General features: G+C 60.3%; 20 protein-coding genes, 2 tRNA genes and 1 riboswitch. Of the genes, 12 read left to right on the top strand and 10 right to left on the bottom strand.

From position 1 onward, the window contains the following. Positions 1-7 precede the first annotated feature (7 nt). Genes HGHM_RS10625 through HGHM_RS10615 form a run of 3 tightly spaced genes read right to left on the bottom strand, consistent with a single transcriptional unit; the run spans position 8 to position 3,434 of the window. A complete protein-coding gene (locus tag HGHM_RS10625) occupies positions 8-1,789 on the bottom strand; it encodes a chemotaxis protein CheA (RefSeq protein WP_019141508.1) in 1,782 nt (593 codons plus the stop codon). After that, positions 1,789-2,556 (bottom strand): protein phosphatase CheZ, encoded by a 768-nt coding sequence (locus HGHM_RS10620; RefSeq protein WP_019141507.1) that lies wholly within the window; start codon positions 2,554-2,556, stop codon positions 1,789-1,791. Before HGHM_RS10620 ends, HGHM_RS10625 begins: the two co-directional genes overlap by 1 nt. Before the next feature lie 29 nt (positions 2,557-2,585). Further along, positions 2,586-3,434 (bottom strand): alpha/beta hydrolase, encoded by an 849-nt coding sequence (locus HGHM_RS10615; protein ID WP_019141506.1) that lies wholly within the window; start codon positions 3,432-3,434, stop codon positions 2,586-2,588. A 385-nt stretch (positions 3,435-3,819) separates the two neighbouring features. On the opposite strand from HGHM_RS10615, the gene HGHM_RS10605 reads away from it, so the two are divergent. The 5 genes from HGHM_RS10605 (at position 3,820) to HGHM_RS10585 (ending at position 9,716) form a co-directional block, all read left to right on the top strand. After that, complete coding sequence (locus HGHM_RS10605; protein ID WP_019141504.1) at positions 3,820-4,965, top strand: ABC transporter substrate-binding protein; 1,146 nt, start codon at positions 3,820-3,822, stop codon at positions 4,963-4,965. Positions 4,966-5,101: 136 nt separating this feature from the next. Next, a riboswitch (cobalamin riboswitch) is annotated at positions 5,102-5,327 on the top strand. A 156-nt stretch (positions 5,328-5,483) separates the two neighbouring features. Next, positions 5,484-7,346 (top strand): TonB-dependent receptor plug domain-containing protein, encoded by a 1,863-nt coding sequence (locus HGHM_RS10600; protein ID WP_019141503.1) that lies wholly within the window; start codon positions 5,484-5,486, stop codon positions 7,344-7,346. 14 nt (positions 7,347-7,360) lie between these two features. Beyond that, complete coding sequence (locus HGHM_RS10595; protein ID WP_019141502.1) at positions 7,361-8,335, top strand: FecCD family ABC transporter permease; 975 nt, start codon at positions 7,361-7,363, stop codon at positions 8,333-8,335. Then, on the top strand, positions 8,332-9,120 hold the full coding sequence (locus HGHM_RS10590; RefSeq protein ID WP_019141501.1) for an ABC transporter ATP-binding protein: 789 nt from the start codon (positions 8,332-8,334) through the stop codon (positions 9,118-9,120). The genes HGHM_RS10595 and HGHM_RS10590 overlap by 4 nt, the downstream gene beginning before the upstream one ends. An 86-nt stretch (positions 9,121-9,206) precedes the next feature. Continuing rightward, positions 9,207-9,716: a DinB family protein gene (locus tag HGHM_RS10585; protein WP_019141500.1), complete on the top strand. Its 510-nt coding sequence runs from the start codon at positions 9,207-9,209 to the stop codon at positions 9,714-9,716. An 8-nt stretch (positions 9,717-9,724) separates the two neighbouring features. On the opposite strand, the gene HGHM_RS10580 is transcribed toward HGHM_RS10585, so the two are convergent. From HGHM_RS10580 to metG, 6 genes are all read right to left on the bottom strand, one after another. Beyond that, positions 9,725-10,594, bottom strand: coding sequence for a cobalamin-binding protein (locus HGHM_RS10580; protein ID WP_019141499.1), 870 nt, complete (start codon positions 10,592-10,594; stop codon positions 9,725-9,727). A 50-nt stretch (positions 10,595-10,644) separates the two neighbouring features. Next, entirely contained in the window at positions 10,645-11,484 is an 840-nt protein-coding gene (gene panC, locus HGHM_RS10575) for a pantoate--beta-alanine ligase (RefSeq protein ID WP_019141498.1), read from the bottom strand. Positions 11,485-11,548: 64 nt separating this feature from the next. Beyond that, positions 11,549-12,394, bottom strand: a complete 846-nt coding sequence (locus HGHM_RS10570) for a segregation and condensation protein A (protein ID WP_019141497.1) — start codon at positions 12,392-12,394, stop codon at positions 11,549-11,551. A gap of 36 nt (positions 12,395-12,430) precedes the next feature. Further along, a complete protein-coding gene (locus tag HGHM_RS10565) occupies positions 12,431-12,637 on the bottom strand; it encodes a DUF3460 family protein (protein WP_019141496.1) in 207 nt (68 codons plus the stop codon). Positions 12,638-12,725: 88 nt separating this feature from the next. Beyond that, on the bottom strand, positions 12,726-13,205 hold the full coding sequence (locus HGHM_RS10560; RefSeq protein WP_019141495.1) for a GNAT family N-acetyltransferase: 480 nt from the start codon (positions 13,203-13,205) through the stop codon (positions 12,726-12,728). 18 nt (positions 13,206-13,223) lie between these two features. Beyond that, positions 13,224-15,329 (bottom strand): methionine--tRNA ligase, encoded by a 2,106-nt coding sequence (gene metG / locus HGHM_RS10555; RefSeq protein WP_019141494.1) that lies wholly within the window; start codon positions 15,327-15,329, stop codon positions 13,224-13,226. Positions 15,330-15,491: 162 nt separating this feature from the next. On the opposite strand from metG, the gene apbC reads away from it, so the two are divergent. From apbC to HGHM_RS10535, 4 genes are all read left to right on the top strand, one after another. Continuing rightward, positions 15,492-16,580, top strand: a complete 1,089-nt coding sequence (apbC, locus tag HGHM_RS10550; protein ID WP_019141493.1) for an iron-sulfur cluster carrier protein ApbC — start codon at positions 15,492-15,494, stop codon at positions 16,578-16,580. A gap of 119 nt (positions 16,581-16,699) precedes the next feature. Next, a complete protein-coding gene (gene gltX, locus HGHM_RS10545) occupies positions 16,700-18,094 on the top strand; it encodes a glutamate--tRNA ligase (RefSeq protein WP_026075914.1) in 1,395 nt (464 codons plus the stop codon). A gap of 60 nt (positions 18,095-18,154) precedes the next feature. Further along, a tRNA-Ala gene (locus HGHM_RS10540) sits at positions 18,155-18,230 on the top strand. Positions 18,231-18,269: 39 nt separating this feature from the next. Continuing rightward, positions 18,270-18,345: transfer RNA gene (locus HGHM_RS10535), tRNA-Glu, on the top strand. A gap of 72 nt (positions 18,346-18,417) precedes the next feature. Here the strand turns inward: HGHM_RS10535 and HGHM_RS10530 are convergent. Next, the gene (locus tag HGHM_RS10530; protein ID WP_019141491.1) at positions 18,418-19,503 is read right to left on the bottom strand and encodes a substrate-binding domain-containing protein; all 1,086 of its coding nucleotides are present in this window, start codon (positions 19,501-19,503) and stop codon (positions 18,418-18,420) included. Between the two features lie 142 nt (positions 19,504-19,645). On the opposite strand from HGHM_RS10530, the gene HGHM_RS10525 reads away from it, so the two are divergent. The 3 genes from HGHM_RS10525 to fdhF all read left to right on the top strand — a co-directional run bounded on the left by HGHM_RS10525 (position 19,646) and on the right by fdhF (position 25,967). After that, on the top strand, positions 19,646-21,322 hold the full coding sequence (locus HGHM_RS10525; RefSeq protein WP_019141490.1) for an OFA family MFS transporter: 1,677 nt from the start codon (positions 19,646-19,648) through the stop codon (positions 21,320-21,322). Between the two features lie 85 nt (positions 21,323-21,407). After that, positions 21,408-23,108, top strand: coding sequence for an NADH-ubiquinone oxidoreductase-F iron-sulfur binding region domain-containing protein (locus HGHM_RS10520; RefSeq protein WP_026075913.1), 1,701 nt, complete (start codon positions 21,408-21,410; stop codon positions 23,106-23,108). A gap of 30 nt (positions 23,109-23,138) precedes the next feature. After that, a complete protein-coding gene (gene fdhF, locus HGHM_RS10515) occupies positions 23,139-25,967 on the top strand; it encodes a formate dehydrogenase subunit alpha (protein ID WP_019141488.1) in 2,829 nt (942 codons plus the stop codon). Positions 25,968-25,977 lie beyond the last annotated feature (10 nt).

The following is a 25,977-nucleotide window of genomic DNA, read 5'->3' as shown; positions in this document are numbered from 1 at the left end:
AGGAATCTTATGCGGCCAGCCGCAGCGTGTTGGTCTTGCAGCCGTCCAGCAGGAAAGACAGGCTGATGACCAGCACCAGTTCACCCTCCGCCGAGCGGGCCGTGCCATTGATGCCGGGGACGGCCATCGCCGTCAGCGGCTTGATCACCAGGTCGGCGGTACCGTCGACTGCGGCGACTGCGAGGATATAGGGCTGCGGCGCGGCGATGACGATGCCGACCTTTTCCCTGCTGGCTTCATAACCGAGGATGCCGGCCAGAGAACGCACCGCAAGCGGGCGCCCCTGGTCGCGCAGGACCGGCTCGCCTCCCACTTCCATGAAGGTTTCCGGCAACTCGACCACCCGCTGCACGACTGCCATCGGCATCGCGAGTGCGGCACCCGAGGCGCGCACCAGCAGCGTCGGCACGATCGACAATTCGATCGGCAGGCGGATGGTGAAGCGGGTGCCTTTGCCCAGGGTCGAATCGATGCGGATTGCGCCGCGATGCTTTTCCACCGCGGTTTTCACCACATCCATGCCGACGCCTCGGCCGGAAACGCTGGAAGCCACTTCCTTGGTCGAAAAGCCGGGCAGGAACACCAGTTGATAGGCTTCTTCAGCCGTGGCCGCCGCTGATTCGCCGATGAGTCCCTTGGCAATCGCTTTGGCGCGCAGCTTCTGGGCATCCATGCCGCGGCCGTCGTCGGCCAGTTCGATCATCACGCTATTGCCTTCCTGCCAGGCTTTCAGCGAGATAGTCGCCCTGGCAGACTTTCCTGCGGCCGCGCGCTCCTGCGCTTCCTCGACGCCATGGTCGAGCGCATTGCGCAGCATGTGCACCAGCGGGTCGTACAGGCTGTCGACAACGACACGGTCCACTTCGGTTTCGGCGCCCTCGATCACCAGTTCCACATCCTTGCCGAGGTCTTTCGCGAGTTCGCGCACCAGGCGGGGGAATTTCTGGAACAGGCGGCCGACCGGCTGCATCCGGGTCGCCAGCGTGGCACGTTGCAACTCAGTGGAATAGCGCGAGGCGCGGCCGAGAGTTTCGGCGAGTGCTGCCATCAGGGCCGCGGCCTGGCCTTCGAACTTGAACTGCGCGAGTTTCTCAAGAAGCACGCTGGCCTGGTTGGCTGCCTGCACCGATTCGCCTGCCACTTCCAGCAAGGCGTCCAGCTTGACCGCGTCGATGCGGATGCTGTCTTCCTTGACCGCTGCGGTGATCGGCTTGAATCCCGGATCTTCCGTCGCGGCCTTCGCTGCCGGCGCAGGATGCGCGAACGCGGGCGCGTCATGGCCCGGCACGACTGCGCGGTAGAGGGCTTCCCAGTCGACGCCGTCCGCTGCAGAAACTTGAACTTGCGTGGAGCTCGCTGCAGCGGCGCCTTCGGCAGCCGCCACTGTCTTCTTGCTCGCATCAGCCTTGCCGTTGATGGCGCTGGTCAGCAATTCTTCCAGCACCGCCGGCATGGCGGGAAGGCTTTCAGGCGCGGCGCCATTGGCAAGCTGAGAAAGCTGGTCGGCGACGAAGCCGCTCGCCTGCAATCCGGCCTCGATCGCCGCCGGCGTAACCGGTACCTGTCCGGTTCGCAGCGCATCGAACAGGTTTTCGGTCAAATGGCAGGCCGAGACGATCGCCGGCAGGTTCATGAAACCCGCGCCGCCCTTGATGGTGTGGAAGGAGCGGAACAGCGCGTTCAGCGTATCGCTGTCGTCGGGGCGGCGCTCCAGGGAGAGCAGGTGCTCTTCCACATTGTTGGCGAGCTCGAGCGCCTCGACGACGAATTCCTTGAGCATGTCGTCCATCAGAACCCCAGTTCGGCAAGGAGGCTGTCGACGTCATTCTGGGCCATCGCCGCGTTCGGCGTGGAAGGGCCGTTCATCAGCTCGGCCGGCTTGTTATCTGCCGCCGCCATCGCAGTCTTCACTTCGGGCGGTGCATAGTCGCGCAGCAGCTGCGCGAGTTCCCGTTCCGCGGCATTGGCGATGGCCACGATTTTCTTGATCAGCTGGCCGGTAATGTCCTGGAAATCCTGGGCCATCATGATTTCCAGCAGGCGCGCCTTTTCCGCGTCAGTTGCTTCCATCACCACCGCAGCGAACTGCTTTGAATCGCCAGCGAGCGCCTTGAATTCCTCGATGCTCATCTTGCCCTCGAACAGCTGGGCCCAGCGGCTGTCCATGTCCTTCGCCTGCTTCTGCAGCGCTTCCTGCGCCGGCATGCCGACATCGACCGCATTCAGTACCTTGTTCGCCGCCTGCTCAGTGAGCGAAGCAATATAGCCGAGCCGGTCCTGCGCATCGTTGATCTGCGTGGCCACATTCGCCAGCGAACGGTCATAGCCGAGCTCGCGCAGCGAATCGTGCAGCAGCCGGACGATGCCGCCGAGGCGTTCATACATGGGATTGGCGGACTGGTCGTCATCCATTGCCAGTTGCGCGGCCGCATCGGATTGTTCGCCGGCGGACTGCCCGGCAGGCTGGGCCGGGGCCGGTTCGGCCGCCGCCTCCTGGGTGCGCTGAGCGGCTACTTGTTCAAACAGTGCTTCTAGATCATCTGCTGCGTCGGTCATGTCGGTCTTTCAGTTCTACGTTGTCTGGCTCACATCCTGGAAACAAGTTTGGCGCCTGCCTGATGCAGGGGATGCCCCGGGGTCGCGAAGGCGTCGCAAATCGTCAAATGATTTGCTTCGGGCAGGGGGATGTCCCCTGCATGGTTCGCTTTCCAGGCTTCCCCGATCAGCATGTTTTGCCGCTTGAATTCATCCGATTCCAATCCTCCGACCGCGGTGATGAAAGGCGTCTTTCCTGCGTGGGGCAGGCGTGCCGGCGACAGCAGGCCGACTTCTTCCGGCCCCAGTTTCAGGTCGGCATTCAGGAAGTCGGACCGCTGTACCGGTTCCAGGTCATAGACGCCGGACAGCAGGATTGCTCCCTTCACCAGGTCCGGCGGCAGATCCTTTCCCCACTCTGGCCATATCGCCGCCAGCATCATCGCGGTCAGGTGCGCTCCTGCAGAATGGCCGCAAACCACGATGCGATTCGGATCGAAGTCGTACTGATCCGCGTTGCGATACAGCCATGCGATTGCGCGCAATTGCTGCCTTGTGATTTCTGCAACCGATGCCGCCGGAGCGAGCGTGTAGTTAGTAACGGCAACATTGAAGCCAACTTGAGTGTAGGCGGGCGCAATAAAGGAAAAATCCGATTTGTCGAGCGAGCGCCACCAGCCGCCATGGATGAAGACCAGGAGCGGACCGCCGCCGCGATTGGCCGGGAAGAAGTCCAGACGCTCGCCGCTCGCCTCGCCAAAGGCGACATCGAGGATGGCCGCATGCATGCGGCGCACCCGCGCCGATTCCTTCATCCACCTGGTATAGACGTACGCATGGTCCCTGACGTGGGCGCGCACATTGAATTGCCGGTCGTAGTATTCCGCGGAAGTGTTCATGTTTCTAGTTGCCGGCAGGGGGAAACTGCCGGTGCAATGCAATGGTAGGTGTTGGACCTGCGGCCCGGTTCGCAAAAATGAAGGAGAAATCGCAAGCAGATCTGCAAATTGAAGGGACTCTGGTGAGGCGCAACTGCAGCAGCGTTGACCGGTTGGCAAGCAAAAGGGCAACCGCCACAAGCCCGTCCGACAAGGTCCTGCCTTTCCGCATCATTGCGCATCCATAAATTGAAACAAATCGTATCAAATTTTTGCCATATAGCAACTTGGCCTTACATTTCTGGGTCCGAAAATTGCGAGAAAAGAATCGTTGATGATTCATTGCTCACAAATCCGTGGTTTTGCAAGGTCAGGTAGTTGACCAATTGATAAGGAGTGGTTGCAGATGTGGATGCGCTTGGGTAAATGGGTGGGCGGCAGCCTTGTCATGCTGGCGATGTCGGCCGGTACGTGTCTGGCAGAGGTGGGCGTTACCCCGAACAGCATTACCTTGGGCGAGTCGGCGGCGTTTTCCGGTCCCGCCGCCGAACTGGGCATTCAACTGCATGCCGGCGCCAAAGCCTACTTCGACATGGTGAACGAGGAAGGGGGCGTCCATGGCAGAAAGATCTCGATCCAGACAGCCGACGACAAGTACGAGCCGCAGCTTGCGGTGGCCAATACCAAGCGCTTCATTGAGAGCGGTTCGGTGTTCGCCCTGTTCGGCTATGTGGGAACCCCGACCAGCAATGCCGTGGTTCCGATTTTCAGCCAGGCGAAAATGGTATTTTTCGCTCCTTTCAGCGGCGCGCAATCTCTGCGCGAGCCATTCAATCGCTACATCTTCAATGTCCGCGCCGGCTATTTTGAAGAGACGGAACATCTGGTAGACCAGCTCGTCAAGCTCGGCATCAACGATATCGCCGTGTTTTACCAGAACGATGCCTACGGCCTGACTGGTCTGGATGGCGTTCAGCGCGCACTGAAGAAACGCAACCTCTCGGTCGTCGGCACGGCCACCGTCGAGCGCAACAGCACCGATGTCTCCAGCGCCGTTGCGAAACTCCTGCCGAAGCGCCCGGACGCCATCATCCAGATCAGCGCCTATGCTTCATGTGCAGCCTTCATCAAGGAGATGAAGAAGGGCGGCTACACCGGCCAGTTCCACAATGTTTCCTTCGTGGGAAGCCAGGCACTTGCCCGTGCCCTTGGTAATGACGGCGTAGGCGTGGGTGTTTCCCAGGTGGTGCCATTTCCGTGGCGCCAGGCCAATCCGATAGTCAACGAATACACCAAGGCAATGAAGAAGGCCGGCATCGACAACCTGAACTTTTCCAGCCTGGAAGGTTTCATTGCCGCGAAAGTTTTTGTCGAAGGCTTGCGCCGTGCCGGTCCTGACCTGACACGCGACAAATTCATCAAGGCACTCGAAACCATCAACCTGTCGAACTACGACATCGGCTTCCCGGTGAATTTCTCCGCAAGCAGTCACAACGGATCGACATTTGTCGACATGACGGCCATCACCAAGAACGAAAAATTCATCAACTGAAGTTGCAGGAACCGGGAGACGGCTTGCTTCGGGCGAGCCGCCGGACAAGGGGCGCCACATCGTGGCGCCCTTTTTGTTTGCTGTCGTGGCAGATGCAGATTTTTCCAATGAAATTTGCGGGCAAATGCTGACAAGCTTACAATGGCCGGGTTCTGGTGCCCGCGCGCATGTCCATGCGTGCAGTTAAACGGGAAACACGGCGCTGTGCATGACACAGCCAACGTGTGCTGCCCCCGCAACGGTAAAACAAGCGTCACCGCCTCATCGTGACCGGCAAGCCTTCGAGCCACTGTGCAGTCTGCATGGGAAGGCAGCTTGCCCGACTTGTTAGCCCGGATACCGGCCAGGACAGGGGGAAGTGCTGCGGACGGGGGTTTTCGCAAACACGAATCGATCGGTCCCGCCTGGGCAGCCATGCGCAGACTATGTTCATTCGTTTTCGACAGCCCTGTTGCGCCTTCCGTTGAATCCGGCCTGCGGGGAAGCAGGCTGGAAGCTTGCTATCGAAAATCAACTACATGAACCGTTTCACACCCCGCACCGGTGGCGCAGCAATGCATCCGCTGCTGCCTGCCTTGTTCATCCTTGCCTGTTCATCCGCATCGGCACAAACCGACAATGAGCGCACGCTTGCGCCGGTCGTTGTCACCGCTTCGCGCATCGAGCAATCCCAGACCGACGCCTTGCCGCATACCACGGTCATCGGGCCGGAAGAAATCCGCAATTCCCAGGCTGTCGACCTGCCGTCGCTGCTCAAGCATGAAGCCGGCATCCAGTTCACGCAGAATGGCGGGTATGGCGAAGCCAGCGGACTGTTCCTGCGGGGAGCACAAACACGGCAAACCCTGGTTCTGATCGACGGTGTGCCGATGACGAAACAGGATGCGACCGGAACGGTGAGCATCGAGCATCTGATGCTCGACCAGATCGATCACATCGAAGTCGTGCGCGGCAATGTCTCCAGCATTTATGGCTCGAGCGCAGTCGGCGGCGTGATCCAGATCTTCACGAAGCGCGGGGAAGGCCCGCCGCAGGCCAGCGTCAGCGCCGAAGCCGGATCGCGCGATACCAACCGTGTGTCGGCCGGCATAAGCGGTTCCTCCGAGGGCCTGCATTATTCGCTTTCCGCATCGAATTTCCACACGGGCGGCTTCTCCGCGCTCAACCCGGCGCAGATTCCGAGTGCCAATCCGGACCATGACGGCTATCGCAATACCAGCGCCAGCGGCACGATTTCGCAGGAGTGGGCGAAAGGGCAGGAGTTCGGCCTGCGCTTTCTTGGAACACGGGGGAAAGCTGATTTCGACCAGAATTTCGGGGCGCCTGAAGATGTCCAGACTAGCAAGACCGATCTCGGCATGTTCAGCCTGTTCGCCCGGAACCGCCTTGCCGCGAACTGGTCGTCGCAGCTCTCGTATTCCGAATTTCGTGACAAGAATGAGAACCGCTACGAAAGCGCATTTGGCGTGACCGAAGACAGTTTCCGGACCAGGACGCGTGCGCTGCAATGGAACAACGAGATCGCGCTGAACGCAGCCTGGGCCGTGATCGCCGGCGTCGAACGCCAGTGGCAGATGCTTGACAGCGATGACGGCTACGGTACGGTTTTCGATGTCAACCGCAATGCGGACAGCGTCTATGCCGGCCTGCAGGGCAAGTCCGGGGCGCACCAGTGGCAGTTCAACGTGCGGCATGACCAGCTCGACCGGGTCGATTCCGCCACCACCGGATATCTCGGATATGGATACAGCCTGACCGAGGCGCTCAAGGCGACGGCCAGTGTATCGACAGGCTTCAGCGCACCGCCCCTCGGCTATCTCTATGCGCCGGGATTCGGCAATCCCGACCTGAAGCCGGAGCATGCACGTTCGGTCGAAACCGGCCTGCAATACGCGTTGCAGGACGTGCTCTTGCGCGCCGTGGTGTTCGCCACCCGCACCCGGGATGAGTTGCAGTACGACCCGGTGAGCAACCGCTTCGAGAACATCGCCCGCACCCGCAACAAAGGACTGGAATTGAGCGCCAGTGGAAAATGGTTCGATACGAGTTTGCGCGGCAGCCTCACTCTCCAGGACCCGCGCGATGATGTGACCGACGAGCGACTGCGCCGTCGTGCGCGCACCCTGGCATCGGTGTCGGCAAGCAGGGCGATCCAACGCTGGGAGATCGGTGGCAACGTGGATTACAGCGGCAGCCGGCCGGACGGTGCAAGCTGGCTGGGCGCGTACTGGGTGGCAAACCTGAATGCGCGATATGCAGTCAGCAAGGCTTTTTCCGTGTTTGGTCGGATCGAAAACCTGTTCGACCGCGATTACCAGACTGCCTACGGGTACAACCAGCCACCGCGCGGCGTGTTCGTGGGCGTCAACTGGAAATCCTGAGAAGGCGAAAAGCGATGCGGCGTGCCATCGTCATCCTGGTTAGCTTGTCTGTGCTGGCGGTGCTTGTGCTCGCCGTGTCCTCCCTGTGCGGCAGCACTGGCTGCATGCCTGTGCCTGATGTGAACGAGATGATCTGGCAACTGCGGGCGCCGCGCGTGCTCGCGGCATTCGCGGTAGGCGGCCTGCTCGCGCTCGCCGGGGCATTGATGCAGGTTTTGCTGCGCAATCCGCTGGCCGACCCCTATGTGCTCGGCCTTTCTGGCGGCGCGGCAGCAGGAGCGCTGATGGCAATGCTGTTCGCCATCCATGTCGGCATCTCGGTGCAGCATTCGGCAGGCGTCGGCGCGGCTCTGGGCGCCGCCGCTACGGTGCTGCTGCTGTTCGGACTGGCGCACCGTTCGCTGCGCCACCTGCCGGATACGCCCTTCGCCGCCGGGCACCGGCTGATTCTGACTGGCGTGATGATCGCATCCGGATCCGGCGCCCTCGTCACGCTGGCGCTGAGCCTCGCGCCGGATGCGCAATTGCGCGGCATGATCTTCTGGCTTTTGGGCGATCTCGAAGGCAGCGCCTTCCTTCTGCCGGCATGGATCGTGCTGACAGCAGGCGCTGTCTGGTCCATTCTCAATGCGAAGTCCCTGAACCTGCTGTCGCGGGGAGAAAGCTTTGCCCAGTTGCTCGGCGTGCCGGTGGTGCGCCTGCGCATCATGGTGCTGTGCGCGGCATCCCTTGCGACGGCTGCCGCAGTGACGGCTGCCGGCACCATCGGCTTCGTCGGCCTGGTGGTGCCGCATGCGATCAGGCTGGTGTTCAGCAACGACCAGCGCATCCTGCTGCCGGCCAGCGTGCTTGCCGGAGGCAGTTTCCTGACTATCGCTGATCTTTTGGCCCGTACCGCCGTGGCGCCCACGCAATTGCCGGTCGGCGTAATTACCGCCCTGGTCGGCGTGCCGCTGTTCCTGTGGTTGCTGTCGAGGAGCCGGGCATGAGGCACGCCTTGCTCAGCACCGAATCCTTGCACATTCGCACCGGCGAAAAGCTCTTGTGCGACGGCTTGAACCTGCATGTTCATCCGGGTGAATTCTGGTGCATCGTCGGCAAGAACGGCGCAGGCAAGAGCACGCTGCTGCATACGCTCGCCGGATTGCGCGAACCGCAGCACGGACGCATCCTCCTCGACGGCTCGGATATCCGCGGCATTTCGGCAATCGCGCTTGCCCGCTGCCGCGGTCTGCTGGCGCAGCAGCAGTTCGATGCCTTTTCGAGCAGCGTGCTCGATACCGTCATGGCCGGTCGCCATCCCTACCAATCTGGCTTCGGCTGGGAATCCGATGCCGACAGAACGGCTGCCCGCTCGGCGCTTGCAGCAGTCGGTATGGCGGGTGCCGCACACAAGGATGTTGTCAAATTATCCGGCGGCGAGCGCCAGCGGGTTGCGCTGGCGACCTTGCTTGCCCAGGACCCCGACCTGCTGCTGCTTGACGAACCGACTGCGCACCAGGACGCGGCAGCCCAGCTTGCGGTGATGAGACTGATGCAGGAGATGCTGGCGCGGAATCTGGCGCCGGGGCAAGGGGGCAAGGCGATCATCGCCGCCTGCCACGATATCAATCTCGTGTCCCGCTTTGCGACCCATGTGCTGATGATGGCGGATGGGCGGCATTGGCTTGGCCCGGCCGAGGAAATGCTGTTGCCACCCTTGCTGCACGAGGTCTTCGGCTGTACCTTCGAGGCAGTACAGACAGCGCAAGGACGATTGTTCTTTCCGCTCTGAAGCGCATTTGCGGAAGCGTTCGGGTATGCCGGCGTCAGGGCGGATTTGATGCTATCGTTCAAGGGCAATCATCAACAGGGAAAGACATGATCACACCGGAACATGCACAGCTGATGGCGCGCTACAACCGCTGGATGAATGAAGGCATTTATGCCGCCTGCGACCGGCTGACCGACGAGGAACGCAAGGCGGACCGCGGTGCGTTTTTCAGGTCGATCCATTCGACGCTGAATCATGTGATCTGGGCCGACCATGTCTGGGTCTCGCGCTTTGCGCAGGACACGCCCCTCGCTCGGGATTATCCGAAATCCGCCGTCGGGGTCGACCTGTACGAAGACTGGAATGCCTTGAAATCCGCACGCGTTGCCATGGACGCCGATATCCTTTCCTGGGCAGCGATGCTGGATGCGGACTGGCTGGCGCGTGACTTCAGCTGGTACAGCGGCTCGACGAAATCGATGCGCACCAAGCCGGCCTGGCTGCTGGTGGCACACTTGTTCAATCACCAGACCCATCACCGCGGGCAAGTCACTACGCTGCTGTCGCAGCTTGGCATCGATCCGGGGATTACCGACCTGATGCTGATGCCGGACTGATTCTAGGCTCAACGCTTGCTGCGGGCGACGTCCAGGTCCTTGCACAACGCCTCGGCACCATCCAGTATGCGCGGGCCGGCACGATTCATCAGGTTGCCGTCCAGGCGGAACAGGTTGCCGCGCGCAGCAGCTGTGAGTTTCGGGAATCTGCGCCATTCCTCGAATGCATCGTCACTGGCATCGGTGATGAAGATGGTTTCGGGATTCGCTTGCAGGACGCCTTCCAGGCTCACCGTCGGCGCCAGTTGCGGCAATCCGCCGAAAATATTCTGCCCGCCGCACAGGCGGATCACGCTGGATACGAGATGCGCATTGTTGAGCGTCATCAGTGGCGCGCGCCAGATCTGGTAAAAGACTTTCACCGGCGGGCGGTGCCGGTAGGTTTGCTGGAGCTTGTTCAGACGCATGCGAAAAGCCGTCGCCGCATCCTGTGCCACTTTCTCCGTTCCTGCAAGGCGTCCCAGGCGCTCGATCGAAGAAGCTATCGTCGCAAAGTTTCGCGGTTCGCTAATGAACACGGGGATGCCCAAGTCGCGCAGCCGTGCGACCTGCGCTGCCGAATTACCGCTGCCCCAGGCGATCACCAGTTCCGGCTTCAGGGCGATGACGCGCTCCAGGTCCAGCGAGGACACTCCGCCGACCGAAGTCAGCTTTTGCGCCTGGGGCGGGAAATCACTGTATTCGGAAACGCCCACCATGTAAGGCCCGGCGCCGGCGGCATACAGTAATTCGGTGGCATGCGGTGCGAGGCTGACGATGCGATGTGCCGGACGGACGAGGATGACGCTATGGTTTTCGTCGTCGAGAACGGAAATGGCGGCGCGGGCCTGGGAGAGCAGCAGGGCAGCGCAGCATGCGAGCCCTGCGCGAAGCAGCAAACGCAAGCCGGTTCGTGCCGGCTTCCCTGGGAGCCGGTGGCTGGCCCGGTTCAAATCTCGAGATTGTCGATCAGGCGGGTAATGCCGAGCTTGGCAGCGGCCAGGACCACCAGAGGCTCGCCTTTGGCCAGGTCACCGGCAGACGGCGGCTGCAGGTCGGCGCGCTTGCGGATCGACACATAGTCGGGTTTCCAGCCGCGTCCCGCCAGCTTCGCCATGGCATGGCGTTCCAGTTCGAACATGTCGAGATGGCCGCTGCGCACTTCGTCGGCAACTTCATTCAGCAGGCGGTACAGGGACGGCGCTTCCGCGCGCTCCTGCTCTGACAGATAGCTGTTGCGGGATGAGAGCGCCAGGCCATCCTCTGCGCGAAAGGTTTCGGCTGCGATGATCTCCGTCGGCAGTGCAAACTGCCGGGCCATGTTGCGCACGATCATCAGCTGCTGGTAATCCTTTTTGCCGAACACCGCCACCCGCGGCTGAACGCAGGAAAACAGTTTCATGACCACGGTGGTCACACCGGTAAAGAAGCCGGGACGGAACTCGCCTTCCAGGATATTGCCGAGGTCGTCGGGCGGACGCACCCGGTACTCCTGCGGTTCGGGATACATGTCCTTCTCGGTCGGCGCGAACAGCACGTACACGCCTTCCTTTTCCAGCTTCGCGACATCGGCCTGGAAGGTGCGCGGATACTTGTCGAAATCCTCGTTCGGGCCAAACTGCAGACGGTTGACGAAGATGGACGCGACCACGGGATCGCCATGCTTGCGCGCCAGGCGCATCAGGGACAGGTGTCCTTCGTGCAGGTTGCCCATGGTGGGCACGAACGCGGTGCGCAACTGGCCACGCAAATGGTCGCGCAGTTCTTCGATGGAAGAGATGATTTTCATGAGCGGTCGGTATCCTTGAAAACCTGGCTGCAGTGCAGCGGGAAGGGATGTGGTTTCGGCGTGTTCAGGTCGGCGAATAGGCCAGGCGCACGTAGATCGGCGCATAAGGCTCGGCCTGAGTAATCTCGATCAGGGTTTCCTTTGCCAGTTCGAGCATGGCGATGAAGTTGACAACGACTACCGGCACGCCGCGCGACGGATCGAACAGGTCGGCGAATTCAACGAACTTGGCGGACTGCAGCCGGCGCAGAATGCCGGTCATGTGTTCCCGTACCGACAGTTCTTCGCGGCTGATGGTGTGATGAGCGGTCAGCTTCGCGCGCTTCAGGATATCGGCCCAGACTGATTGCAGGTCGACGATATTCACGTCCGGCCAGCGCGTCACCATGGTCTGTTCGATGAAAACCTGGGCCCGCACATAATCGCGGCCGATCTGCGGCAGGGTATCGAGCTGCTGCGCCGCCAGCTTCATCTGCTCGTATTCGAGCAGGCGACGCACCAGTTCGGCCCGCGGATCCTCGGCTTCTTCGCCGGTATCTGCTTTTTTCACCGGCAGCAGCATGCGCGACTTGATTTCGATCAGCATCGCTGCCATCAGCAGGTATTCGGCGGCGAGTTCCAGGTTGTGCGTGCGGATCTGCTCGACATAGTCCAGATACTGGTGCGTGACCTGGGCCAGCGGAATGTCGAGGATGTTGAAGTTCTGCTTGCGGATCAGGTAGAGCAGCAGGTCCAGTGGACCTTCGAATGCTTCCAGGAAGACTTCCAGGGCATCCGGCGGTATGTACAAGTCGTTCGGCAGCGTGAACAGCGGCTCGCCATAGAGACGGGCGCGCGCCACGCCATCGATCACATCCGGAGTGGAATCAGGCTGGCCCGCAAGCTTGAGCTCGGGCGCATCTGGCGGCAAATGCGCTAACTGCGCGTCCTGCGGGGTAGTCACGATTTACACTTTGGTCTGGTAGACGTAAGCCTGCTGCTTTACCGACGATTCCTTGAGACGCCTGCGGGAGTCGAGGTCAAGCGGCGGCCTGTCCCACCAGATAGCGCGGCCTTCGCGCTGCTTGCGCTCGATATCGGGATTCTTTTCCTTCAAATCCTTGAGAAACTTTGTGAAATCTGATTCGTATCCCTGTTGCTTGCTGAGTTTCATGGCTGGTCTGATAACAGTATGTTCCGGGCGTTATTTTACCTTGTCTTGACGCAGGCGCCGCGAATAAATGGGCGCATGGGCAGGCTAATCATCGGTCTAGCTTTCTGCGCATGACCACAGGTGCGGGTTCGAGCGGATTGGCATGCATGTATTCCAGTTCCGGCGCCAGTTCGAATCCGAGCGCGGCATACAGGTCGAGCAGCCGCGGCTGCTCCGGGCGGACCGCAAGGCGCAATTCGTCGACGTCGGATGCCAGGGCATGGTGGATGACCGCTTCCACCAGGTGTTGCGACAGGTGTGTGCCGCGGTAACCCGGGATCACACCCATGCGCAGAATTTCCCATACGCCCGGTTCAGTGTCGACCGGCAGCCAGCGCACCGAGCCGACGGGAATATCATCGACCAGCAGCAGAAAACCGCCACCTGTCTGCAAATCCTCGCGTACCCGCACGGCGGTTTCGCGATGGCCGCTGGAAGTCGGCGTAACCCGGTTTGCCCATGCCGCGCGCGTAAGATCTGCAATCAGTTGCGCATCGTCGACATGGGCTTCGCGTACCAGGAGATTCATGGCAGTCGAGCGAGCCGCTTATCGGACGCGCATGCCCGGCTCGGCACCAGGCCAGGGGGTGAGCACATAAATGCCGGGATTGGCTTTTTCATCGGCAGCGGAAGCCGCCAGCACCATGCCTTCAGATACGCCGAACTTCATCTTGCGTGGTGCAAGGTTTGCCACCATGACCGTCAGCTTGCCGATCAGGTCTTCCGGCTTGTAGGAGGACTTGATTCCGGAGAACACGTTGCGCATGCGGCCTTCGCCGACGTCGAGCGTCAGGCGCAGCAGCTTGTCGGAGCCTTCGACTGTTTCGCAATTGACAATCTTCGCGATGCGCAAATCGATCTTGGCGAAGTCGTCGATCTTGATTTCCGCGGCGATCGGCTCGATCGCCGCGCCGTTCTCACCGCCCCCCTCGGAGGGGGAAGGCCGGGATGCGGGTGCGGAGGTCGAACCGGAAGACGGCGCTTGGCCAGACGCAGCCACCGGAATATCAAACAAGGCGTCCAGCATCTTCGCATCCACGCGCGTCATCAAATGAGAATAGGCGCCGATGGATGCGGGCGCACGGTTCAGGTCCTGCCACGACAGGTCGCCGACGCGCAGGAAAGCTTCCGCCTGTTTGGCAAGCGCCGGCAATACCGGTTTCAGCAGGATCGTCAGGCGGTAGAAGCCGAGCATGCACCTGGTGACGACTTCATGCAGCTGGGCGCGCTTGTTCTCATCCTTTGCCAGTTCCCAAGGCTTGTTGGCATCGAAATACTGGTTGATGGTGTCGGCATATCCCATGATGATGCGCAAAGCCTTGCCATACTCGCGCTGCTCGTAGGCATGGGCGACTTCATCTTCCACGCCGACTTCCCGCTCCTTCAGGAATGTTTCGGAGGTAGCAGAATCCAGCTTGCCGTCGAAATATTTCGTCAGGAAATTCGAGGAGCGGCTGGCAATGTTCACATACTTGCCGATCAAATCTGCATTCACCCGGGCGATAAAGTCTTCCGGATTGAAATCGACGTCTTCCACCTTGGCATTCAGCTTGGCGGCGATGTAATAGCGCAGCCATTCCGGGTTCATGCCGATATCGAGATAGCGCAGCGGAGAAATGCCGGTGCCGCGCGACTTGGACATCTTTTCGCCGCTGACGGTGATGAAGCCATGGACGAACACGTTGTTCGGTACCTTGCGGCCCGAGAAGTGCAGCATTGCCGGCCAGAACAGCGTGTGGAAATAAATGATGTCCTTCCCGATGAAATGGTATTGCTCGGTGTTCGGGTCGGCCATGAAGGCGTCGAAATCGCGGCCGGTCTTGTTGAAATAATTTTTCAGCGAGCCGAGATAGCCGATCGGCGCGTCCAGCCAGACATAGAAATACTTGCCGGGTGCATCCGGAATCTCAATGCCAAAATAGGGCGCATCGCGGCTGATGTCCCAGTCACCCAGACCGCCTTCGCCCTCCAGCCATTCCTTGGCCTTGTTGGCAACTTCCGGCTGCAACCGGTTCGGGTCGAGCGCCCATCCGCGCAAAAACTCGACGCACTGCGGGTCGGACAGTCTGAAAAAGAAATGTTCGGATGATTTCAGCACCGGTGTGGCGCCGGTCAGGGTGGAATACGGATTCTTGAGCTCCGTCGGCGAATAGACGGCGCTGCAGTTTTCACAGGAGTCGCCGTATTGGTCCTTGGCGCCGCAGCGCGGGCATTCGCCCTTGATGTAGCGGTCCGGCAGGAACATGTTCTTGACCGGGTCGAAGAACTGATCGATGGTCTTGGTTGTGACCAGTTTTGCATCGTCCCGCAGGCGGAGGTAGATCTCTTTCGAGAGCTCATGCGTTTCCGGACTGTCGGTAGAACTCCAGTTGTCGAACTGGATATGGAAGCCGTCGAGATACTGCTTGCGACCAGCGGCGATCCGGGCGACGAACTCCTGCGGCGTGACGCCCGCCTTTTCCGCGGCGATCATGATCGGCGCACCGTGTGCGTCGTCCGCCCCGACGAAATGCACTTCATTGCCTTGCATGCGCTGGAACCTGACCCAGATGTCGGCCTGGATGTATTCCATGATGTGGCCGATATGGAAAGCGCCGTTGGCGTAGGGGAGGGCAGTGGTAACGAACAGCTTGCGAAGCGTAGTGGAACTCATTTTGCAGTGCGGATGGGAATAAAACTGGCATTTTAGCAGTCCGGGGGCGCTTGCCGCATTGGCACACAGCCCCGTCCCGTGCCGATTGCCATGCGCCGGACTTCACTCGAACGAGGTCATCGCGGATTTCGTTTAGACTTATGTAACTATTCAGGAGAAGCGATGAGCATCACGATCGACGCCGTCAAGGCGGCACTGTCCCAGGTGATTGACCCCAACACCGGCAAGGATTTGATATCCAGCAAGTCTGCAAAGAATATCCAGGTGAGCGGCACGGATGTGTCGCTGGACGTGGAACTTGGCTATCCGGCAAAAAGCCAGCTTGCCACGATTCGCGACATGACCACTGCCGCCATTCGCGGCGCTGGCGACGTCGGGAATATAAAGGTCAATGTCCATTCGAAAATCATTGCGCATGCGGTCCAGCGCGGCGTCAAGCTGATGTCCAACGTCAAGAACATCATTGCGGTGGCGTCCGGCAAGGGCGGCGTCGGCAAGTCCACCACCGCCGTCAATCTGGCGCTGGCACTGGCCGCCGAAGGTGCACAGGTAGGCATTCTGGATGCCGACATTTACGGGCCTTCACAGCCGATGATGATGGGCATTTCCGGTCGCCCGGAATCCCTCGACGGCAAGACCATGGAACCGCTGGAAAACCATGGCGTGCAGGTATCGAGCATCGGCTTCCTGATCGATCCTGATCAGCCGATGGTCTGGCGCGGTCCGATGGTGACGCAGGCGCTGCAGCAGCTGCTGGAGCAGACCAACTGGCGCGACCTCGATTACCTGATCATCGACATGCCACCCGGCACCGGCGATATCCAGTTGACGCTGTCGCAAAAGGTGCCGGTAACCGGCGCGGTAATCGTGACCACGCCGCAGGACATTGCGCTGCTGGACGCGCGCAAGGGCCTCAAGATGTTTGAAAAGGTCGGCATCCCGATTCTCGGCGTGGTGGAAAACATGAGCACGCATATCTGCTCGAACTGCGGCCATGCCGAGCCGATATTCGGCGTCGGCGGCGGGGAGAAGATGTGCGAGGAATACGGCGTCGACTTCCTTGGCGCATTGCCGCTGACGATGTCGATCCGCGAGCAGACCGATTCCGGCAAGCCTACGGTGGTGGCGGACCCGGATGGCCCGGTTGCCAGCATCTACATGGACATCGCGCGCCGCGTTGCGGTCAAGGTGGCGGAAAAGGCCAAGGACATGACCAGCAAATTCCCCAGCATCGTCATCAAGAATGACTAGCCGCGGAACGTGCCGGGGCGGATGAAGCGGTTTCCATTCTTTTCCCCGGCACGGTAAAATGTGGGCTCTTTTTTAACAACGGCTTTGGCGACCCAAGGCCGTTTTTATTTGCACTTGCCATGACAGTTCGCACCCGATTCGCTCCCAGTCCTACCGGCTATCTTCATTTGGGCGGCGCGCGCACCGCGCTTTTTTCCTGGGCTTATGCCCGCCATTTCGGTGGCACCTTCATCCTCCGCATTGAAGACACGGACCTGGAACGGTCCACCCCGGAAGCGGTGCAGGCCATCCTCGATGGCATGAACTGGCTGGGCCTGCACCATGACGAAGGTCCGTTTTTTCAGATGCAGCGGATGGACCGCTACCGCGAAGTCGTCGGCCAGATGCTGGAAGCGGGCAGTGCGTATTACTGCTATTGCACGCCAGAAGAGGTGGAGGCAATGCGCGAGCGTCAGCGCGCGGCCGGCGAAAAGCCGCGCTACGACGGCACCTGGCGTCCGGAACCCGGCAAGACCTTGCCGCCGGTGCCGGAAGGCCGCAAGCCGGTGGTGCGCTTCCGGAACCCGCTCGATGGCGACGTCACCTGGAATGACCTGGTGAAAGGGCCGATCACCATTTCCAATCGCGAACTGGATGATCTGATCATTGCGCGGCCGGACGGAACCCCAACCTACAATTTCTGCGTGTCGGTTGATGACTGGGACATGCAGATCACCCACGTAATCCGGGGCGACGATCACGTCAACAATACGCCGCGCCAGATCAACATCCTGCGCGCGCTCGGCGCGTCGCTGCCGCAGTACGGCCATGTGCCGATGATTCTCGGTGCCGACGGCGAGAAACTGTCGAAGCGTCATGGCGCCGTCAGCGTGATGGAATATCCGGCGCAGGGCTATTTGCCGGAAGCAATGCTGAATTACCTGGCTCGCCTCGGCTGGAGCCATGGCGACGAAGAGATTTTTTCGATGGAACAATTCTGTGCCTGGTTCGACCTCGACCACTTGTCGAAATCGCCGGCGCAGTTCAATCCGGAAAAGCTGGCCTGGCTCAACAACCATTACATCAAGCAGTCCGACAACGCACGCCTTGAAGCACTGGTGCGGCCGGTGATGGAGCGTGAAGGTGCGCAATTCGAAGGCGGTCCCGACCTCCAGGCAGTCATTGCCTTGCTGAAGGAACGTGCCAGCACCATCAATGAACTGGCCGATGCCGCGATGCTGTTCTATCGCCAGCCGGCACCCGATGCGGCTCTGCTTGCCCAGCATGTCACGGATGCGGTGAAGCCGGCGCTCGCGCAATTTGGGAAACAATGCGAAACCGTCGAGTGGAACAAGGCCGCCTTGTCCGCGCTGTTGAAGGAGGTGCTTGCAACAAACAAGCTGAAAATGCCGCAACTCGCCATGCCATTGCGCCTGATCCTGACCGGGCAATTGCAGACGCCGGCCATCGACGCAGTCCTCGAATTGCTTGGTCGCGAAACGGTTTTGGCACGCCTCGCGAAATTCTCCAAATAATTTTTCAAAAGACGATTTACATTGGAGAAAAACCTTTGCTATAATTCCGTTTCTTCGCAAGGGGGTATAGCTCAGCTGGGAGAGCGCTTGCATGGCATGCAAGAGGTCAGCGGTTCGATCCCGCTTACCTCCACCAGCAAAATGTGAAGATAGGCTGTAGTACTGACAGGTTTCTGTCCCCATCGTCTAGAGGCCTAGGACACCGCCCTTTCACGGCGATAACCGGGGTTCGAATCCCCGTGGGGACGCCAAATGAAAAACGCCACGCTTTGCGTGGCGTTTTTTTTGCCCTTTCCAAATATGGCCTGCAATTTCTTCTCGCGTTATTGCGGTGTCGAAAGCGTGGCAAATGCCTCGTCAAGCGACAGGAGTGTTCCGGCGCCGGTCGCGTCATATCCTGCCAGCCCATTCACGCTGCTCTGAAATGCAGGCGACCGCATGATCCCGATGAGCTTTTGCATCAGGGGATTCTCGATCGAAGACGTTGTCAGCGCGAAGAAGTAGCGTTCCTGCAGCAGCGGAACGAAATCCAGCTTGAATCGCTGTGCCGCCGCCTGTACGCCAATCCCCACATCGGCCATGTCGCTTGCGATGTAGGCCGCCACTGCGGAATGGGTGAATTCGGCGCTTTCAAATCCGTTGATCTGACCTGACGGGATTTTTTGTTTGGTGAGCATCAATTCCAGCAGCATCCGTGTGCCCGACCCAGCCTGGCGATTAACAAAACGCACATCGCTTCGAACGAGGTCGCGCAGGTCGACGATGTTTTTCGGATTGCCGGGTGCGACGATCAATCCCTGCTTGCGCGTCGTAAGGTGCAGCAGGCAATGGGTGCGGGGATCAAGCCATTTCGCGTACCAGTCGACTGCAGCCCGTTCGAATTTGCCGATCGGTACATGAAAGCCAGCCAAGTCGCATTCATGCTGCCACAAGGCGGCGACCGCGTCCGTGCAGTTTCGATAGCGCAGATTGACCGGCAGCCCGTTGCCATCCATGTGATTGAGCAGGGCGGCAACGGCAAAGCCGTGGCTTGCATCGAGCCGGATGGCTGCCGGCTTTTCGCCAAACACTTTTTCCAGTTCGTTTTCCACTTCCGAGGCAAGACTTTCGAGCATCGGCGTCAGGCGCGCCTTGACGCGGCGGTCTGCCCAGATCAATTTTTCCGCCAGCGTAGTAAGCCGGGTGCCGCGTCCGCGCTCGGTATGCATGAGTGCATGGCCGAAGAGCTTTTCGCCATCGCGCAGCAATCCCCATGCGTAACGATAGGACAGTCCGACTTCATTCGCTGCTTGCGCAATGGATCCGGTTTCCTGGATCGACAGCAATAAGCGCAGCAGGAAAGTCGTATCCAGCCATGGCTGGGCTTCGCGCGCAATTTCCCAACGAGGGTCGATGGTGATCTTAAACATTATGAAACATAAAGCTTATTGATGCTTCCTTGGATCAATGATATTTTCCCGTGGCAATAAAAGTAATGTTGCCGGAACTATATGCCATTTATAGCATATTGGTAATGGCGGCCTGACTCGTGACCCCAAACAAGGAGGAGAAATGGCTTTATCAGATTGGCTGTCCAAGGAACGCACCATCGCGGAGCCTGGCTTCAACCGCTGGCTGGTCCCGCCGGCGGCGTTGGCGATTCATTTGTGCATCGGCATGGCCTACGGCTTTTCAGTCTTCTGGCTGCCCTTGTCCAAGGCCATTGGCATCAAGGAATCCATCGCCTGTCCGAAGGACATGAGCTTCTTCGCGGAGATTTTCGCGACGACTTGCGACTGGAAAATTTCCATGCTGGGCTGGATGTTCACCCTGTTCTTCCTGTTCCTCGGCGCCGCCGCTGCACTGTTCGGCGGCTGGCTGGAACATGCGGGCCCGCGCAAGGCGGGTGTCGTGGCCACCATCTGCTGGTGCGGCGGCCTGGTGATTTCGGCATTCGGCATTTATGTCCACCAGATCTGGCTCATGTGGCTGGGAGCCGGCGTCATCGGCGGCATTGGTCTCGGCCTGGGCTACATTTCGCCGGTGTCGACCCTGATCAAATGGTTCCCGGACCGCCGCGGCATGGCGACTGGCATGGCAATCATGGGCTTCGGCGGCGGCGCCATGATCGGCGCACCGCTGGCAGACATGCTGATGAAGTTTTTTGCAACACCAACCTCGGTCGGCGTGTGGGAAACCTTCCTGGCGCTGGCGGCCATCTATTTCGTATTCATGATGGCGGGCGCACTGGGCTATCGCGTGCCCCCGACCGGCTGGAAGCCGGAGGGCTGGACCCCGCCTGCAACACAAGCCAACAATGCGATGATCACCAGCAGGCATGTTCATCTGAATGTTGCCTGGAAGACTCCGCAGTTCTGGCTGATCTGGTCCGTGCTGACCCTGAACGTATCAGCGGGTATCGGCATTCTCGGCATGGCTTCTCCGCTGCTGCAGGAAGTGTTCGGCGGCAAGCTGATCGGCCTCGATGTGCCGTTCAATGACCTGACTGCGGCCCAGAAGGGGCAGATTGCCGCCATTGCGGCAGGTTTCACCGGTCTGCTTTCCCTGTTCAATATCGGCGGACGTTTCGTCTGGGCATCGTTCTCCGACTACATCGGACGCAAGATGACTTATTTCGTCTTCCTTGCGCTCGGCTTCGTCCTGTACGTGTCGATTCCGACCATGGCCAAGAGCGGCCACCTGGCCTTGTTCGTGCTGGCATTCTGCATCATCCTCTCGATGTACGGCGGGGGATTCTCAACCATTCCGGCGTATCTTGCTGACATGTTCGGCACCCAGATGGTAGGCGCGATTCACGGCAGGCTGTTGACTGCCTGGGCGACCGCAGGCGTGCTTGGTCCGGTGCTGGTGAATTACATCCGCGAGTACCAGATTGCGCATGGGGTGCCGAAGGCTCAGGCATATGACATCACCATGTATATCCTTGCCGGCATGCTGGTGCTCGGATTCATCTGCAACCTGCTTGTCCGCCCGGTCGCCGAGAAGAATTTCATGACCGACGAAGAACTGGCGCGCGAACGCAAGCTTGCCCATGAACGTTCGACGGCAGGCAATGCTGGCTCGACTCAGGCTGGCTATGCCGGTGCATCCGGTGGGGCCGTTGCCATCGCTACTCCGACTGTCGCAAATGGTGCAGTATTGGCCTTGTTTGCCTGGCTCGCGGTGGGCATTCCTCTCGCAGTCGGCGTCTGGATCACCTTGCAGAAGGCCGTGATCCTGTTTAAATAATCCTTAAGGGCGCTCGGCTTGTCCGTGCTGCAGAGCAAATACTCTGCAGCACGGCATTCTGCGCCTCTCCAAAGCCGAGGTCACCGTGAACCGAACCGTCATACCAATTGCGCCCGCTGTTAGCAAGGAGCGCAAGCGCCAGGCTCCCAAGGGGCGCCGCGTCGACCCAGTCGCGCTGGAACAAGTGCAATCCCTGCTGGCTTCCTCTCCGCGCCGCCGAGATTTGCTGATCGAATACCTGCACCTCATCAACGACCGCTATGGCCGGTTGTCGGCCCCGCATCTGGCGGCACTGGCGCAGGAACTGCGCATGGCTCAGGCGGAAGTGTATGAAGTGGCGACCTTTTACCATCATTTTGAAGTCATCAAGGAAGGTGACGAGGCGGCCAGCCCGGTCAGCCTGACGGTCAGGGTGTGTGCCAGCCTGTCATGCGAACTGGCCGGAGCCGGCGAATTGCTCGCCAAGCTGCCGGCAATTCTGGGCAAGGAAGTGCGCGTCATCCCGGCACCTTGCGTCGGCCGCTGCGAACAGGCGCCGGTAGCTGTGGTGGGGCAGAATCCGATCGCGAATGCCAGCAACGATGCCGTCAGGGCCGCAGTGGCGGCAGGTTCGGTGAACCCATCCGTAGAGCGCTATATCGATTATGGCGATTACCAGGAGCAGGGCGGCTATCGCCTGCTGAAAGAATGCATGTCCGGCGCGCGTGATGTGGAAGACGTGATCCGGACGATGGAAGCGTCGGGCTTGCGCGGTCTGGGCGGTGCAGGCTTTCCTGCCGGGCGCAAGTGGCGCATCGTACGCAATGAACCGGGGCCGCGCCTGATGGCAGTCAATATCGACGAGGGCGAACCGGGTACATTCAAGGACCGGACCTATCTGGAGCGCGATCCGCACCGCTTTCTGGAAGGGATGCTGATCGCCGCCTGGGCAGTGGGAATCTCTGCGATCTACATTTACCTGCGCGATGAATACCATGGCTGTCGCGCGATGCTGGAAGCCGAACTGGCGCGATTGCGCGCGGCCCCTCCGGTGTCCGGTTTGCCGGAAATTCATTTGCGTCGAGGCGCGGGGGCTTATATCTGCGGCGAAGAATCGGCAATGATCGAGTCGATTGAAGGCAAGCGTGGCATGCCGCGCCTGCGTCCACCGTACGTGGCGCAAGTCGGCCTGTTCGGGCGCCCAACGCTGGAGCACAATTTCGAGACGCTGTACTGGGTGCGCGAGTTGCTGGAAAAGGGCGGTGACTGGTTCGCATCGCATGGCAGGAACGGCCGCAAGGGCTTGCGCTCGTTCTCGGTATCGGGCCGGGTCAAGAAGCCGGGCGTGCACCTCGCACCGGCCGGCATTACGCTGGCGGAACTGGTCGAGGAATACTGCGGCGGCATGCAGGACGGCCACCGCCTGTATGCGTATCTGCCGGGCGGCGCGTCCGGTGGCATCCTGCCCGCAAGCATGAGCAACATTCCGCTGGATTTCGATACCTTGCAGCCGTATGGCTGCTTCATCGGATCCGCGGCGATCATCGTGCTGTCCGAAAAGGACAGCGCAGTGGCTGCCGCGCGCAACCTGATGCAGTTTTTCAAGGAAGAATCCTGCGGGCAGTGCACGCCTTGCCGTGTCGGCACAGCCAAAGCGCTGCAACTGATTGAACAGCCTCACTGGGATACAACCTTGCTGGCAGAACTGTCAGCCGTGATGCGCGATGCTTCGATCTGCGGCCTGGGACAGGCAGCACCCAACCCGATCGACTGCGTGATCAAATACTTTCCGCAAGAGCTGGCGTGACGATGAGCGAAAGGCAAGGATAAAGACAGCATGAACGCAATTACCCGTAATGAACTGGCACAAGCCGCCGCAGCCACGCAAGTGACGTTCACCTTGAATGGCAAGGAAGTCAGTGGCAGCGCGCATGAATCGATCATTCAGGTGGCGCAGCGCGAAGGCGTCGAGATTCCGCACCTGTGCTACAAGGAGGGGTTGGATACCGCGGGCAATTGCCGCGCCTGCATGGTGGAAATCCAGGGCGAGCGGGTGTTGGCACCTTCCTGCTGCCGTCATCCTGCCAATGGCATGGCGGTTACCACGAATAGCGAACGCGCGGTGAAAGCGCAGCAGATGGTACTGGAGCTGCTGCAATCCGACATGCCGGAGACCGATTACACCCGTCACAATGAAGTCGACCAGTGGGCCGAAAAGCTGCAGGTGGGCACACCGCGTTTCGCGCCTCGCGAACAGATCAAGGCGGATTTGTCGCATCCCGCGATTGCGGTCAACCTCGATGCCTGCATCCAGTGCACCCGCTGCCTGCGCGCCTGCCGGGATGAACAGGTCAATGACGTGATCGGGCTCGCCTTCCGTGGCGAGGACGCCAAGATCGTGTTCGACATGGATGATCCGATGGGCGCATCGACTTGCGTGGCCTGCGGCGAATGCGTGCAAGCCTGTCCCACGGGCGCTTTGATGCCGGCCCAGCTGGTGCGCAATGGCGCCACCCAGACCACGCCGGACAAACAGGTCGAGTCGGTATGCCCGTATTGCGGCGTCGGCTGCCAGCTGACCTATCACGTCAAGGACAACAAGATCCTTTATGTCGAAGGACGCGATGGACCCGCCAACCACAAGCGCCTGTGCGTCAAGGGCCGTTACGGCTTCGATTACGCGCACCATCCCCAGCGCCTGAAAACACCTCTGATTCGCCGCAGTGATGCGCCCAAGCGCGCCGACATGGTGATGGACCCGGACAAGCTGTTTGAGGTGTTCCGTGAAGCGAGCTGGGAAGAGGCTCTGGAGCTGGCCGGCGGCAAGCTGCGCATGATCCGCGACACGCATGGCCCACGCGCGCTGGCCGGCTTCGGTTCGGCCAAGGGCAGCAATGAAGAAGCCTATCTGTTCCAGAAGCTGGTGCGTACCGGCTTTGGCACCAACAACGTCGACCATTGCACGCGTCTGTGCCACGCTTCTTCGGTCGCCGCACTGCTCGAAGGCATAGGCTCGGGTGCGGTGTCCAATCCGGTCATGGACGTGGCCAAGGCAGAAGTGGTGATCGTAATCGGTGCGAACCCGACAGTGAATCATCCGGTTGCCGCTACCTGGATCAAGAATGCGGTCAAGAATGGCACGAAACTGATCGTGTGCGATCCCCGACGTTCAGACCTGGCACGGATGGCGCACCGTTATCTGCAATTCCAGCCCGATACCGATGTGGCCCTCCTGAACGCGATGATGCATGTGATCGTGCATGAAAACCTGGTCGATCCCAGCTTCATTGACGGCCGTACCATCGGTTATGAAGATCTCAAGCGGAATGTCGAAGCGTACAGCCCGGAGGCCATGGCGCCGATTTGCGGCATCGATGCCGATACCATCCGCTATGTGGCAAGACTATATTCCACTTCGAAAGCGTCGATGATCCTCTGGGGCATGGGCGTATCTCAGCACGTGCATGGAACCGATAATGTCCGCTGCTTGATTGCGCTGGCCCTGATGACAGGCCAGATTGGCCGTCCCGGCACCGGCCTGCATCCGCTGCGCGGCCAGAACAATGTGCAAGGGGCGTCCGACGCCGGCCTGATTCCGATGATGTATCCGGATTACCAGCGGGTCGATAATCCGGCAGCAAAAGCCAAGTTCGAGCAGCTGTGGGGCATGCCGCTGGATGACAAGCCGGGCTTGACCGTGGTGGAAATCATGCATGCGATCAAGGCCGGAACCGTGCGCGGCATGTACATCATGGGCGAGAACCCGGCCATGTCCGACCCCGATGCCAATCATGCCAGGGAAGCACTGGCGGCGCTGGACCATCTGGTGGTGCAGGATATCTTCCTGACCGAGACCGCTTATCTTGCCGATGTGATCCTGCCGGCATCCGCCTTCCCGGAAAAGACCGGCACCTTCACCAATACCGATCGCGTGGTCCAGCTCGGGCGGCAGGCGATCGATCCGCCCGGACAGGCGAAGCAGGACCTCTGGATCATCCAGCAGATCGCGCAGCGCTTGGGCCTGGATTGGCAATATACCCATGTTTCCCAAGTCTTTGACGAGATGCGACTAAGCATGGCGAGCATTGCCGGCATCACCTGGGACCGCCTGGAGCGCGAGCATGGCGTGACCTACCCCTGCGCCAAGGAAGGCGACCCCGGGCAGTCGGTGGTATTCACCGAGCACTTCCCGACGGCGACCGGCCGCGCGCGCTTTGTCCCCGCTGACATCATTCCTGCGGCAGAGCGGCCGGATACGGATTATCCGATGGTGCTGATCACGGGGCGTCAGCTGGAACACTGGCATACCGGCAGCATGACCCGCCGCGCCAGTGTGCTGGATGCGATCGAGCCGGATCCGGTGGCACTGGTGCATCCGCTGGACCTGGCGGACCTCGGCGGCAAGCCGGGCGACATCATCACCGTCGAGTCGCGGCGCGGTAAGGTGTCGCTGTATGCCCGTGCCGACGAGAGCTCACCGCGTGGCGCCGTGTTCGTTGCCTTCTGCTACTATGAAGCGGCGATCAACAAACTGACCAATGCTGCATTGGATCCGTTCGGCAAAATTCCGGAGTTCAAGTATTGCGCCATCCGCATTTCGCTTGGAGGAGTAGCGCCGCAGCAAAGCAGCTATGGCGGTGGCCAGCTGCTGGCAAGCATCAATTGATCTGAACATC

The organism is Noviherbaspirillum massiliense JC206 (assembly GCF_000312045.1).
Taxonomy (GTDB): Bacteria; Pseudomonadota; Gammaproteobacteria; order Burkholderiales; family Burkholderiaceae_D; genus Noviherbaspirillum; species Noviherbaspirillum massiliense.
The sequence above is the reverse complement of the archived record's forward strand: the minus strand, read 5'-3'. Positions and strand labels throughout refer to the sequence as shown.

Bases quoted from the DNA above. Each gene is read 5' to 3' on its own strand.
- HGHM_RS10625 (WP_019141508.1), bottom strand. From the start codon at position 1,789: ATGGACGACATGCTCAAGGAATTCGTCGTCGAGGCGCTCGAGCTCGCC.
- HGHM_RS10620 (WP_019141507.1), bottom strand. From the start codon at position 2,556: ATGACCGACGCAGCAGATGATCTAGAAGCACTGTTTGAACAAGTAGCC.
- HGHM_RS10615 (WP_019141506.1), bottom strand. From the start codon at position 3,434: ATGAACACTTCCGCGGAATACTACGACCGGCAATTCAATGTGCGCGCC.
- HGHM_RS10605 (WP_019141504.1), top strand. From the start codon at position 3,820: ATGTGGATGCGCTTGGGTAAATGGGTGGGCGGCAGCCTTGTCATGCTG.
- HGHM_RS10600 (WP_019141503.1), top strand. From the start codon at position 5,484: ATGAACCGTTTCACACCCCGCACCGGTGGCGCAGCAATGCATCCGCTG.
- HGHM_RS10595 (WP_019141502.1), top strand. From the start codon at position 7,361: ATGCGGCGTGCCATCGTCATCCTGGTTAGCTTGTCTGTGCTGGCGGTG.
- HGHM_RS10590 (WP_019141501.1), top strand. From the start codon at position 8,332: ATGAGGCACGCCTTGCTCAGCACCGAATCCTTGCACATTCGCACCGGC.
- HGHM_RS10585 (WP_019141500.1), top strand. From the start codon at position 9,207: ATGATCACACCGGAACATGCACAGCTGATGGCGCGCTACAACCGCTGG.
- panC (WP_019141498.1), bottom strand. From the start codon at position 11,484: ATGAAAATCATCTCTTCCATCGAAGAACTGCGCGACCATTTGCGTGGC.
- HGHM_RS10565 (WP_019141496.1), bottom strand. From the start codon at position 12,637: ATGAAACTCAGCAAGCAACAGGGATACGAATCAGATTTCACAAAGTTT.
- HGHM_RS10560 (WP_019141495.1), bottom strand. From the start codon at position 13,205: ATGAATCTCCTGGTACGCGAAGCCCATGTCGACGATGCGCAACTGATT.
- metG (WP_019141494.1), bottom strand. From the start codon at position 15,329: ATGAGTTCCACTACGCTTCGCAAGCTGTTCGTTACCACTGCCCTCCCC.
- apbC (WP_019141493.1), top strand. From the start codon at position 15,492: ATGAGCATCACGATCGACGCCGTCAAGGCGGCACTGTCCCAGGTGATT.
- gltX (WP_026075914.1), top strand. From the start codon at position 16,700: ATGACAGTTCGCACCCGATTCGCTCCCAGTCCTACCGGCTATCTTCAT.
- HGHM_RS10530 (WP_019141491.1), bottom strand. From the start codon at position 19,503: ATGTTTAAGATCACCATCGACCCTCGTTGGGAAATTGCGCGCGAAGCC.
- HGHM_RS10525 (WP_019141490.1), top strand. From the start codon at position 19,646: ATGGCTTTATCAGATTGGCTGTCCAAGGAACGCACCATCGCGGAGCCT.
- fdhF (WP_019141488.1), top strand. From the start codon at position 23,139: ATGAACGCAATTACCCGTAATGAACTGGCACAAGCCGCCGCAGCCACG.